The sequence below is a fragment of the Bacillus spongiae genome, assembly GCF_037120725.1.
Taxonomy (GTDB): domain Bacteria; phylum Bacillota; class Bacilli; order Bacillales; family Bacillaceae_K; genus Bacillus_CI; species Bacillus_CI spongiae.
In genome coordinates this window covers 209,148-222,558 of sequence record NZ_JBBAXC010000001.1, presented here as the reverse complement: position 1 = coordinate 222,558, position 13,411 = coordinate 209,148, and the positions used below count along the sequence as shown (strand labels likewise).

General features: G+C 36.1%; 10 protein-coding genes. 2 read left to right on the top strand and 8 right to left on the bottom strand.

From position 1 onward, the window contains the following. Positions 1-253: 253 nt before the first annotated feature. The 8 genes from yihA to WAK64_RS00995 form a co-directional block, all read right to left on the bottom strand. The gene (gene yihA, locus WAK64_RS01030) at positions 254-835 is read right to left on the bottom strand and encodes a ribosome biogenesis GTP-binding protein YihA/YsxC (protein ID WP_336585063.1); all 582 of its coding nucleotides are present in this window, start codon (positions 833-835) and stop codon (positions 254-256) included. Further along, a complete protein-coding gene (gene lon / locus WAK64_RS01025) occupies positions 825-3,158 on the bottom strand; it encodes an endopeptidase La (RefSeq protein ID WP_336585062.1) in 2,334 nt (777 codons plus the stop codon). Before lon ends, yihA begins: the two co-directional genes overlap by 11 nt. A gap of 367 nt (positions 3,159-3,525) precedes the next feature. Further along, complete coding sequence (lonB, locus tag WAK64_RS01020; RefSeq protein WP_336585061.1) at positions 3,526-5,175, bottom strand: ATP-dependent protease LonB; 1,650 nt, start codon at positions 5,173-5,175, stop codon at positions 3,526-3,528. A 267-nt stretch (positions 5,176-5,442) separates the two neighbouring features. Further along, a complete protein-coding gene (gene clpX / locus WAK64_RS01015) occupies positions 5,443-6,714 on the bottom strand; it encodes an ATP-dependent protease ATP-binding subunit ClpX (protein WP_336585060.1) in 1,272 nt (423 codons plus the stop codon). Positions 6,715-6,999: 285 nt separating this feature from the next. Further along, positions 7,000-8,286 (bottom strand): trigger factor, encoded by a 1,287-nt coding sequence (gene tig, locus WAK64_RS01010; RefSeq protein WP_336585059.1) that lies wholly within the window; start codon positions 8,284-8,286, stop codon positions 7,000-7,002. Between the two features lie 163 nt (positions 8,287-8,449). Then, a complete protein-coding gene (locus tag WAK64_RS01005; RefSeq protein WP_336585058.1) occupies positions 8,450-9,463 on the bottom strand; it encodes a tetratricopeptide repeat protein in 1,014 nt (337 codons plus the stop codon). A gap of 400 nt (positions 9,464-9,863) precedes the next feature. Then, entirely contained in the window at positions 9,864-10,010 is a 147-nt protein-coding gene (locus WAK64_RS01000) for a hypothetical protein (RefSeq protein WP_336585057.1), read from the bottom strand. A 204-nt stretch (positions 10,011-10,214) separates the two neighbouring features. Further along, the gene (locus WAK64_RS00995) at positions 10,215-10,508 is read right to left on the bottom strand and encodes a hypothetical protein (RefSeq protein ID WP_336585056.1); all 294 of its coding nucleotides are present in this window, start codon (positions 10,506-10,508) and stop codon (positions 10,215-10,217) included. 315 nt (positions 10,509-10,823) lie between these two features. On the opposite strand from WAK64_RS00995, the gene WAK64_RS00990 reads away from it, so the two are divergent. Further along, complete coding sequence (locus tag WAK64_RS00990) at positions 10,824-11,906, top strand: hypothetical protein (RefSeq protein WP_336585055.1); 1,083 nt, start codon at positions 10,824-10,826, stop codon at positions 11,904-11,906. Between the two features lie 578 nt (positions 11,907-12,484). Then, positions 12,485-13,390 (top strand): right-handed parallel beta-helix repeat-containing protein, encoded by a 906-nt coding sequence (locus WAK64_RS00985; RefSeq protein WP_336585054.1) that lies wholly within the window; start codon positions 12,485-12,487, stop codon positions 13,388-13,390. Positions 13,391-13,411: the final 21 nt, after the last annotated feature.

Sequence of the window (13,411 nt, the reverse complement as noted above, 5' to 3'; positions counted from 1 at the left end):
ATTCATTAATCACCTTAATCTTACCAAAGATTCAAACTTTTCTCAAAATTACAAATAAAAATAACTTCTACTTTTTCTTTATACGTGTATATATTAAAATGCTCTAGTAAAAAACGAACTTCTATTTTCCATCTATATAAAAAGGGAATGTGTGAATTGTGCAATTTATTAGAGAGGCTTTCTTTATAAGAGAGAAAAATAAATAAAAAAGATGACTTCTAGTCAGAAGTCATCTTTTTACGATCAACCTTATTCAACGAAATTTATTAAGCGCGCCCCAAATTTTCTCTTTTCCTTCTCCTGTTTCAGCAGAAAAAAGAATGACTTCATCACCCTTTTCAAGGTTTAACGTTTCTTTGGTCACTTTTAAATGTTTTTGCCATTTTCCCTTTGGGATTTTATCTGCTTTTGTTGCAATGACAATGCAAGGTAGATCATAGTGCTTTAAAAAATCATACATCATCACATCGTCCTTTGTCGGTGGATGGCGGAGGTCGACAATTAAAAGAACCGCATCAAGTTGTTCCCTTGATGTAAAATACGTTTCAATCATTTTCCCCCATGCTTCCCGTTCTTTCTTGGATACTTTAGCAAAGCCGTATCCTGGGACATCGACAAAATAAAGTTGTTCTTCAATTTTATAAAAATTCAATGTTTGCGTTTTTCCAGGTTTTGATGACGTTCTGGCTAACGCTTTACGGTTAATCATTTTATTAATAAAAGAAGATTTTCCTACATTAGATCTTCCCGCAAGAGCAAATTCAGCAAGTGGTTCCGCTGGATATTGCTCGGGCTTAACCGCACTAATAACTAGTTCTACTGTATTAACTTTCATTTTTAGCACCTACTACTGCTGTTTCTAATACCTCATCTATATGTGAGACTAAGACAAATCGCAATTCCTTTCTAACACTTGCTGGAATATCGTCTATATCCTTCTCATTATCTTGCGGAAGAATAATCGTCCTTAATCCGGCACGGTGAGCGCTTAGAGTCTTCTCTTTTACTCCACCGATAGGCAACACTCTTCCTCTAAGTGTCATTTCACCTGTCATTCCTACCTCACGTCGAATGACATTACCTGATAATGCTGACACTAATGCTGTCGTGATGGTAATACCAGCTGAAGGACCGTCTTTTGGAACAGCACCCTCTGGAACATGAATATGAATATCATATTTCTCATGAAAATTACTTTCAATCCCAAGCTCCGATGCTTTAGAACGGACGTAACTAAAAGCGGTTTGAGCAGACTCTTTCATTACATCTCCTAGCTTACCGGTAAGAACAAGCTTTCCTTTCCCAGGAGAGAGACTTACTTCAATTTGTAATGTATCTCCACCAACAGTCGTATAAGCTAGTCCAGTTGCTACTCCAACAGTATCCTCTGATTCAGCTTGGCCATAGCGGAAGATTTTCTTCCCTAAAAATTCTTCCAGATTTTTTTCCGTGATGATGACACGTTTTTTCTCACCTGAAACGATAATTTTGGCTGTTTTACGACAGATTGATGCAAGTTGGCGCTCTAATCCACGCACACCTGCTTCTCTAGTATAGTATCTGACAACATCTCGAATCGCTTCTTCTCTTACTTGAAGCTGACCTTTTGATAAACCGTGACCTTTTAATTGTTTTGTCAGTAAATGGTCCTTTGCTATATGAAGCTTTTCTTCCTCCGTATAGCCAGCAATTGATATAATCTCCATTCGATCACGAAGAGGGCCAGGAATTGTTGCTAAATTATTCGCAGTGGCAATAAACATGACATTAGATAAGTCATATGTTTCTTCAATATAATGATCACTAAAATTATGATTTTGCTCTGGATCCAGTACTTCAAGCATGGCCGAAGAAGGATCTCCTCTAAAATCATTTGACATCTTGTCAATTTCATCCAAAAGGAAAACCGGATTAATCGTACCTGCTTTTTTCATTCCTTGTATAATTCTTCCTGGCATAGCTCCAACATACGTCCGGCGATGCCCACGAATTTCCGACTCATCTCTCACCCCACCTAAAGAGATCCGAACGAAATTTCGTCCTAATGATTCTGCAATTGATCGTGCTAAACTTGTTTTTCCCACTCCTGGTGGTCCTGCTAAACACAATATCGGGCCTTTCAAAGATTGAGTAAGCTGTTGTACTGCTAAATATTCCAATACACGTTCTTTTACCTTATCTAAACCGTAGTGATCACGATCTAATATCTTCTCGGCTTTCACAATATTAAGATCATCTTCTGTCGAATTCGTCCACGGTAGCGAAATTAACCAATCAATATAATTGCGGATGACGGCACTTTCAGCAGAGCTGGAAGGAATCTTCTCATATCGACTTAACTCTTTTAAGGCTGTTGTTTGAACGGACAGTGGCATGCCTGCTTCTTCAATTTTTTTAGTGAGTTCAGATACTTCACCCGTTTTTCCTTCTTTATCGCCAAGTTCCTTCTGTATAGCTTTTAATTGCTCTCTCAAATAATATTCCTTTTGCGTACGTTCCATTGAACGTTTAACTCGTTGACCAATCTTCTTTTCTAAATTCAACACTTCTTTTTCATTGTGAATGATTTCAATCACATGCTGTAAACGCTCATGTATATTAAGCATTTCGAGAATTTCCTGCTTATCCTTCAATTTCAAAGGAAGATGAGAAGCAATAATATCCGCTAGCCTTCCCGGCTCTTCGATATCGGAGACAGTCGCGTAAGTTTCTGCAGTAATTTTTTTTGAAAGTTTTATGTACTGTTCAAAATAATTTAATAGTGTTCTCATTAACGCTTCGAGCTCTGCTGTTTTTGTTTGGTCATCTTCACTAGTTTCAATCGAAACGGTTGTATACGTTTCATGATCATGAAGATCAACAATTTGACCACGCTTGACCCCTTCAACCAACACACGAATCGTCCCATTAGGTAGTTTCAGCATTTGCTTTACTTTCGTTAACGTACCCATTTTATAAATATCAGCTTCTGTTGGCTCATCAATATTTATGTCTTTTTGAGTTGATAAAAAAATTAAATGATCATCCATCATTGCTCTTTCCAACGCTTCTACAGAACGGTCTCTACCTACATCTAGATGGAGAACCATTGTTGGATATACGAGCAGACCTCTTAAGGGAAGGAGGGGGACGATGCGCTCTTTTTCTTCTTCCGTCATATGCAAAGCACCTCCAATAATCCATTTGCTCAGTTTGTTACCCGTAAAGTTAATCAAGAAGATACCTGTACGGTCAACCTTATGTATGTTCGGTCTTACAGTTCTTTTTAATCCTGAGACCTTAATCTTTGTACAATTCTAACCTATTTACTTTGTAGTGTCCATTCAGAGACTATTCCTTAAAGTTACATCTTAACCCCATGCACAACGAAGAATAAGCAATTCAATAGCCTGTCTCATTCTTCCCTTTTCTTTTATTGTTTGTGTGTATAGGTATTACAAGGGAGGCGTCTGTTATGCCAATAACTACCATTACCTTCCTTCATTTCGCCCCCGTTAATTTGCACAAAATCCTGTTGCACCCTTCCTATTTAATACTTTGACTTTTTTCAACATCTAACCCATTTAACGCCTTGTTTAGTGCATGTTCAAAAACTTCTTCAAGTCTTTTCACCGGGATAATGGTAATACCTTTTATTTCTTTCAAAAGTGCGGGTTGATTATCATCAGGAATTATCACTTTTGTTGCACCTGCCAACTTTGCTGCTTTTACTTTTGCTAAGACCCCTCCAATCGGCTTAACAAGTCCATGAATACTAATCTCACCTGTCATTGCGACATCATGGTGAACTGGTATTCGATAAATGGCTGAGTAAATTCCTGTTGCCATAGCAATTCCAGCAGAAGGCCCATCGACAGGGATACCTCCAGGAAAATTCACATGTATATCATATTGTTCAGATGGGACACCCATCGAACGTAGAACGGTTACAACATTTTCAATAGACCCCTTTGCCATACTCTTTCTACGTACAGATTTCCCTTGGCCTCCAATGCTTTCTTCTTCAACAATTCCTGTAATATTTATACTTCCTTTTTCTATTGCAGGGATAACGGTTACTTCTATATCTAATAAAGCTCCTGAATTAGGTCCTGTCACAGCTAATCCATTCACTAAACCAATTTGAGCTTCTCCTTTAACTTTCTTATCCAATCGAGGAGTTTGTTGACTAGAATGAACAACCCATTCAATATCCTCATCTAATATGGAAGAACTTTTCTTAACAATAGCTAACCCTGCGACAATCTGTACCATATTCACCGCTTCCCTACCATTTCGAGCAAATGAGGATATAATATCCAAGCCTGTCTCCGTGATAGAAAGTCCCACTTTATTAACTGCTTGCGTGGCAACTTCTTTCACTTCCTCACGATCAAGCTCTCTAAAAAAGACTTCCATACACCGTGAGCGAATAGCGGCAGGAATTTCATTAGGTGTTCTTGTGGTTGCCCCTATTAAGCGAAAATCTGCTGGTAGTCCGTTTTTAAAGATGTCATGAATATGCTGGGGGATTTGGTGGTTTTCTTCACTATAATAGGCGCTTTCTAAAAACACTTTACGATCCTCTAATACTTTCAACAATTTATTCATTTGGACTGGATGTAATTCCCCAATTTCATCAATAAATAAAACACCACCGTGAGCATTTGTTACTGCCCCTTGCTTTGGCTGAGGAATTCCAGCTTGCCCCATTGCTCCTGCTCCTTGATAGATTGGATCATGAACAGAACCGATTAAAGGGTCAGCAATTCCCCTTTCATCGAACCTTGCTGTAGTTGCGTCTAGTTCCACAAAAGTCGCGCTTGATGAAAAAGGTGTAGTCGGTTGTTTTTTAGCTTCTTCTAGTACAAGCCTGGCTGCCGCTGTCTTTCCGACACCAGGTGGTCCATAAATAATTACATGCTGAGGGTTTGGTCCACAAAGTGCCGCACGCAATGCCTGAATACCGTCCTGTTGTCCGATTACATCCTTAAAACTTGTTGGTCTTACTTTTTCAGATAAAGGCTCTGTTAATTTGATTAAACGTAACTGTTTTAGTTGTTCCATTTCTTTTTTAGATTCACGATCAATGGATACCTTTTGAGTACGTTGATTCTTCAGCAAGTTCCAAAAGTATAATCCGATAATAACCCCAAAGAAAAGTTGAATTAATAACGCGATACCTGTCCAACTCATATAATCCCTCCAGTTATCCAAGATGTTACTAGGTAGTATCTCCTCAGAATTACGAGAATAAACAAAAAGGTAGGGTACGAATCATGATTAAGAAGAGATGAATTCCTTCAACTGGATAAAAACGATAATCTACACATTTTAAAAATGAAAATGAGATTGGTGGTGGGGAATGGAGCAGTTGGCCAGTTTGAACATTTTACTTATAAAAGATTAAAAACCCAAAAGGCCATTACCTCTTGGGTTTTTTTAATATGACGAAACGCAAAATCATGCTGAATTTTTTGTTTCATCTGTAGAAGAGAGTTCCGTTCCATCTTCTGTTAAAAGTTTTGGTGCTACACCTTCTAAAACTGTACTGCTCGTAATGACACATTTTTTTATGTCTTCTCTTGATGGTAAATCGAACATTACATCAAGCATGATTGTTTCGATAATGGAGCGAAGACCCCGTGCACCTGTTTTTCTTTCAATTGCTTTTTTGGCAATCTCTTGTAGTGCATCACCTTCAAAAACTAGCTCAACATCATCTAGTTCAAGCATTTTTTGGTATTGTTTAACTAAGGCATTCTTCGGTTTCGTTAGAATTTCAATTAAAGCCGCTTCATCTAACGGAGTTAAACTTGCAATAACAGGAAGTCGCCCAATAAATTCTGGAATAAGTCCAAAACGTAATAGGTCTTCTGGAACTACTTTAGAAAGCAGGGCCTTTTCATCTACTTCAGCATTTTTAGACTCGGATCCAAAACCGATTACTTTCTGTCCTAAGCGGCGCTTAATAATTTGTTCAATTCCATCAAAGGCTCCACCACAAATAAATAGAATATTACTTGTGTCTATTTGAATGAACTCTTGATGAGGATGCTTTCGGCCACCTTGTGGAGGCACACTTGCCGTCGTACCTTCTAAGATTTTCAATAGTGCCTGTTGTACCCCTTCACCAGACACATCGCGAGTAATAGAAGGGTTCTCAGACTTCCGAGCTACTTTATCAATTTCATCAATATAGATAATTCCCTTTTCTGCTCTTTCTACATCATAATCAGCAGCTTGAATTAGTTTTAATAGGATGTTTTCAACATCCTCCCCAACGTAACCAGCCTCTGTAAGAGATGTTGCATCAGCAATGGCAAACGGGACATTTAAAATACGCGCCAACGTTTGTGCAAGTAACGTTTTCCCACTACCTGTTGGTCCGATTAAACTAATATTACTTTTTGCTAACTCTACATCATCAACTTTGTTATTGGAGTTAATACGTTTGTAATGATTGTAAACAGCTACTGCAAGTGACTTCTTCGCTTGATCTTGACCAATTACATATTCATCAAGGATTTCACGAATTTCCATTGGCTTTGGTACGTCTTTAAATTCGACTTCTTCCTCTGTACCTAGCTCTTCCTCCACAATTTCTGTACACAATTCAATACATTCATCACATATATAAACTCCTGGACCAGCAACAAGCTTTCGAACTTGATCCTGTGTTTTACCACAGAATGAGCACTTGAGCTGTCCTTTTTCATCGTTAAATTTAAACAATGACGCTCACCCCTTAATAAAGACTAGTGAATGGTACGTTTAGCCTTTACATTATTAAATGTTTCTTGGTTACGCACCTTAATTTTACATTATATTACTACTTCCAGTTATGTATTGCATTTTAACAAAAAAGAGAACGAAAAGGAACTTATACGCCTACCCAACAATTTGTGAATGACCTATTTAATAATTTTTACCCAATTAACGCTAATTCTATTCTAATATGTATGGAATTTTGTATAAAACAAGACACGAGCAAGTCGTGCCTTGTTTCTCTATATATTATTATGCAACAGTTTTGCTATTTTCTACAAGAAATTCAATTGCTTTACGAATTTTTAAATCGCCTTTAAGACTTTCTAATCCACCAATTGCTTGCTTAATGTTGTCTGGGCTCATATTATATTGCTCAGCCATTACACTAACTTCTTTTTCTGCATCTTCATCAGAAACTTCTAAGTTTTCAGCAATTGCAATTGCTTCAAGTGTTAAATTTGTACGAACTCGTTTTCCAGCATCTTCTTTCATTTGACTGCGAAGAGCTTCTTCGTCCTGACCAGAGAATTGGGAGTACAACTCTAAGTTCATTCCTTGCATTTGAAGACGTTGCTCAAATTCTTGCATCATGCGATTAAGTTCATTTTCCACCATAATTTCTGGAATATCAACTTCAGACGCTTCTGTTGCTTTTTCAATCAGACCTTCACGAACTGCTGTTTCAGCTTCTGAAGTTTTTGTTTCTTCTAGACGCTTTTGCGTTTTCTCTTTCAATTCTGCCAAAGTCGCAACTTCTTCGTCGATTTCTTTTGCAAGTTCATCATCTAATTCAGGAAGTTCCTTCGTTTTAATTTCGTGAACCTTCACTTTAAATGTAGCTGGTTTTCCTGCAAGATCTTCTGCATGATATTCTTCTGGGAATGTTACTTCAACGTCTTTCTCTTCGCCAGCTGCTGCTCCTACTAGTTTTTCTTCAAAGCCAGGAATGAAAGAACCAGAACCGATTTCTAGTGAGTAATTTTCACCCTTCCCACCTTCAAACGCTTCACCGTCAACAAATCCTTCAAAATCGATGACAGCTGTGTCGCCTGTTTCAACCGTTCCATCTTCTTTTACTACAAGCTCCGCATGACGTTCTTGAAGTGATACAAGCTCAGCTTCTACGTCAGCTTCTGTAATGTCAGTATCGATTTTTTCAACTTCTAAGCCTTTGTATTCACCAAGTTTCACTTCAGGTTTTACCGTTACTTTAGCAGTGAAAATAAGCTCTTTACCCTTTTCCATTTGAGTAACATCAATTTCAGGACGATCTACTGGATCAATATTCGTTTCTTCCACCGCTTTTGCATATGCTTCTGGAAGAATGAAATCAATAGCATCTTGATAAAGTGATTCCACTCCAAAACGCTTTTCAAACATGCCACGAGGCATTTTTCCTTTACGGAATCCAGGTACGTTAACTTGTTTAACTACCTTCTTGAACGCTTCGTCTAAGCCTTTGTTAACTGTGTCAACATCAACTTCAACCGTAAGAACTCCCTGGTTCCCTTCTAATTTTTCCCATTTTGCAGACATACTAATTCCCTCCAACAATCTATAATTGATCAACTTCTAACATTGAACAAGACTAAGAATTCCTTCTTAATATGTAACTCCATCCCGTTTCAATATAGAGATAGTGTTCACTTTACAACCATTTTATTATAACACACGAGCCTTTTCTTTCAACAGATAGCTATTAAATATTGGGAGAAGAAATTTCTTCTAATTCTCTTATTCTTCTCAAATGTGTCGAAAGAACCTCTTCGCTAACATTTGTATGCTCTCCAATATTACCGTTTTCCCCAATTAATTCCGACGCGTAAACATAATAAGCAAACGCCACTTCCTCTAAAGGGAGTAAAACGGGAAATGGATACATTAAAAATGAGTGGCGATCAATGACGTCCTTCATTAATTCAAAAAGAGTAGGATTTTGCTGTTCAACCATTTCTTCTGCGAAGAATAGTAATTGTTTGTAAAACGAACTATCAAAAACGTCCGTTAGGTTTGCTGGGTTAACCTTTTTACTCTCTCCCAACTTTACAACCTGTACTTCTTCATTCACTTGATGTTCACGTAATACGTTTAGCACCATCGTTTGAAGGATGGGATGAGCCTTCTCCTCACTTAAATAAGAGATTAACTCGTTACGAAATGGAACGATATTGCGCTCTGCTAGTTCTCCAATTCTTACAAGCTGCTCTTGGAAACTTCCACTAAACAACGGAAGTTTTCCTTTCTCTTCTTGAACTTGTTCTTCTTGAGCAGTTTTTAGTTGTTCTCCACTGACAATTTTTTGACTAATAGACAGGAGCTGTTTAAAGTGGTCTTCTTTATGAAGCGGAACGTTTTGCTCTTCGAATAAGGCATTTAACATCAAGACTACTTCTTCGTGTTCATTCAACTGAATAAGAATCATTATATATAATTCAATGACCTCATAGTAATCTCCTTTTCCTTCTTGAAGAAGATTTTTACAATACAACCTGGCTTGATCATATTGCCCACTTTCATATAATGCTAATATCAGCGCCATATATAGTTCCGGTTGGTCATAACCTAGTTGTAGTGCCTCCTTTAATAATTCAGCCGATTCCTTATATTTCTTTTGTTGGAGAGAATCGAGACCTTTCTCCATCAACCTTTCCTTTATATGAGGAAAATAAACAACATTCCCATTTTTTTTCAGAGTTCTTCCCTTCTTCTTCATCTTTCTACCGTCCTTCTTACTCTATGTCATTTTCCAGTTTAGCATGTGAAAATAAGAAAACCAAACATAATACGTCCCACTCTATATGAACACCAGTACATTTTGACCTCGTTTATCAACAGTAGAAATCGCTCTATTCATTAGATACATAAACCAAAAGCACTGCACAAGAAAATTTCCCCTTAGAAATATACATACTGGAGGAGGGCAAGATCAAAACATTGGTTAACTCGTATTCTCACATCAAAAAGCCAAATTTTTCATTTGTATAATTCTTTATTTAGAGTGTACAAATCGGCAATATTACTGATATTTTATAGTTTATCCTCTTTTCCTAACGACTAATATCATTAAAGTGGCTACAGTAAATACGAGAAATGAGAGAAATAGCTCTAGTAGATTAGCCCAGAGAGTTTTCATCATGATGACGAGCTATACTTGCAGTTATTCCAAGTCCTTGACCAATACCAATAAAAGCTAACATCGGAACACCTGTACCTAAAAGGATAAAAACTGCTAAAAGGATTTTACATTTTTGTTTCACCATTAAAAACACCTTTTTAACTATTAAGCTATTTCTTTACACTATATGCATAGATATTTATAGAAGATTGGGCAATATTGTAAGATGAAAAAATAGTAATCATCAATAACAGCGAGGAAGAGCTTCCTATTAAGATGAAATAATAGAAGAGGTGCTGTACAACCGACTAACACCCTTCTCTCCGCTCCATTACCTCTTCTTTTCCCTTTATACTAAAATTGAGGATGTTACAGTTAAAATGAAAATTATCACCACTATGATAATAATATTTATTAACGTAATGATGCATAAAGTAACAGCTAAATCTTGATTGAATTGACTAAGTGTCCTTATACTGCCATCTAAAATTGGAGACAGTCCGATTGGAAATAAAAACAAGTTAAAGATCACTATAACCGATGCTATGCTCATTTTAATGAATTTCTCATATCTTCCACCTAGAAATAATATGACCATGATAAATACGAAAATGACAACAGGGGAAATAATAGCAGCAGCCACTTTCCTCTTAACTTAATCTTTATATATGAGCGCTGTATTTGGCAGTATAGATACAATTATTAATTCATCTAATTTACGCGATTGTTTTTTGAATGTATGTAAGAGGAAGGAGTTCAAGGGAAATTTCAATAAAAACGGAAGTGGCTTTCAAGTAGGATAAGCTTTTCATGTCCTTTCTAAAAATACGTTAGAACCCTTATCCGGTATCGTAGAAATTCCGCCATTTACTGTTTAGAACAAAAAGTAATTGATATATCACCATAACAGTTTAAAATAGAACTTGTCTTCACAATTATAGAAAAGGATTGATTTTGGATGAAATACTTTGCAACTTATACGCTAGCAATCTTATCTTTACTATTTATTCTAATTGTAGATGAAGCAAATAAGGTTCACGCCCAGGAAGCAAAAACATTTATAAATAAGCAAGGGGTAATAATCGAAAAAGATGAACTAGAAAATTTAATCGAAATTGGCTATTCTGAAAAATATATAAAGAAAAGCCTAACAGAAGAAGAGTTCGAGGATATGAAAGGGTTTGAAGTAAAGAAAGAAATTGCTGACCTCTTAACTTCAAAAGGGTTTATGAATGAAAACGGAGTATTTATAACACCTGAAGAACTTGACAGACTAAGAGATTTTTTCAGTGACGAATACATACTTTATAAATTGACTGATGATATGCTACAAGAATCAAAAAGTTACAACCTTGGAGAAGAGATTACAAATATAGAATATATAAAAAACGATAAAGATTCTACTACCATAGAAATTCCAAAAAAACTTTATGATAAGGTCACTATTCCAACAGATTATAAAAAAATAACTACTAAAGTTTGGCAATTAAATAACAATTCCTTTAAAGTACATGTACAACTTGAATGGAATGAAATTCCCAAATATCGATTAGAAGATCGTATTTTGTTTAATGTTTATTCAGGAAGCAAATATGGGATTACTAATTATGTTATAGATGAGAGTTCTTTATATGGGTATCAATATGTGGAGGCTGAAAGCTCAAATTCCAAAACAAACGACCTGAGAAAATATCTGTACAATTATACAATGGATGACGATAAAGAACACTTTAACATAACAAGTGATGAAGTTATACTTTCTCAAAACTTAAAAGATGATTATTCTATTGATGGTAAACAAGATAAATATAAAGTCAAGTATTTATCCCATTCCTTAGAGGGTATTATAGTAAAAGGCCCCGACTTCAACACGAAAACTCTTGAAGTAACCGGTGGTTTTAATCATAAAATCAAGAGGTTTAATGATATTAAACTTAAGTTCGGTATAAGTGTTCGTGGTTTACAATTCTACTTCCGAGTTAATAGGCCTGAAGTATATGATCGTCCAATGAATACCTATCTTCAAATATTCCCGAAGTAATAATGTAGACGAACCGAGTTGAATGATTTTACTTGATTATAATATCTTTATATAGCCCTAACCATACTATAAGGTTTTTCCCCACATAGTAGACAGAAGCAAGAAAGCCCTATCATTTGTCTACTATGGAGGGGATTTTTAATAGCTGTTAATTTATACCTACAGGAAATAATAGGGGAAGGTAAGTCAACCGCATCATTGCTAGCATAGTACAAGCAATCCTCTTGATCAACCACTTAAAATCTATAATCGATGGACACACATATGCCAATGCTGAGTGGACTCGTTTAACTGTCCTAAAGGTGTGTCATCATGTCCTACAAAACGAACAAAATTATCTTACTATTATATTAATTCCAACTAGTCAAAGTTTATATCCAATAAAGATAACGATTAAATTTATTCGAAATAATGGTTGTGCCGGTGCCACCATCCAAGTACTCCGACCTCATAATTCCTGCTTTGCTTTCTTAAAGAATATGAGTTAGTTAGACGCACATTTATCCGCATAGTACAAGCTGTTTTAGCACTCCTTTCATATAATCTAGTAGCGCTATTTATGAAGGGAGGTTTACGATATGGTATTAAGAGTTGTACCTTCGGTTATGTATTCAACCGTGCAGGCTGCGATTGATGATTCGAGCTCAGGTGACAGTCTAAAGATTTTAGCTGGAACGTTTGATGGATTTGAGGTGACAGTTGGCAAGGATAATTTAAAAATTTTCGGCTGTGGGATTGGTCGAACAATAATTGCCGGTGCTTCTGCTCAAGGAAGTAATGACGGTGTGGTTGTAAATGCGAATCGTACTATATTACAAGGGTTTACTGTGCAGGGGTTTAGTAATATCGGAATTTTTGTACCATCTAATAACAATGTAATGAAACAAATTGAATCAACGTTAAACTCTGATGAGGGTATATTAATAATAGGAGAAAATAATTTAATATCAAACTGTAAAACTTCATTTAATAACAGTGGAATTGAAATTAATGATGAGAATAACTGTGTTATCAGTTGCGTAAGTACTCAAAACGATTTTTTTGGTTATTCATTCCAAGATGTTCAATGCAAACTATTATTCAGTTTAGCCAAGAATAATAGATCTATCGGGTTAGATTTAGATGATGATTTCAATACTATTTTTCAGAATAAATTTTTGGGAAATGGTTGTGGAATAAAAATTGATGATGAGAACAACAATGTCATAGGTAATATCGTTTGTAACAATATTGACAGTGGCATCTTATTGGATAATAATGCAGATTTCAACGTTGTTGACTCTAATATTGTTAAAAATAACGGAAATGATGTTAGTGGCGGTTCAGGTATCTTTGTAGATTCTTCAACTGAAAACAATCCCGTTCGCTTTAATAAACTAAGAAATAATACACCTTTCGACATCGAAATAGAAGGCCTTGTTACGGACAACATATACAACGGCAACAAATGCGAAAATAGTAATTTTCCCGGAATCTGTACCTAAACAAGCATGGGCACACTTCCA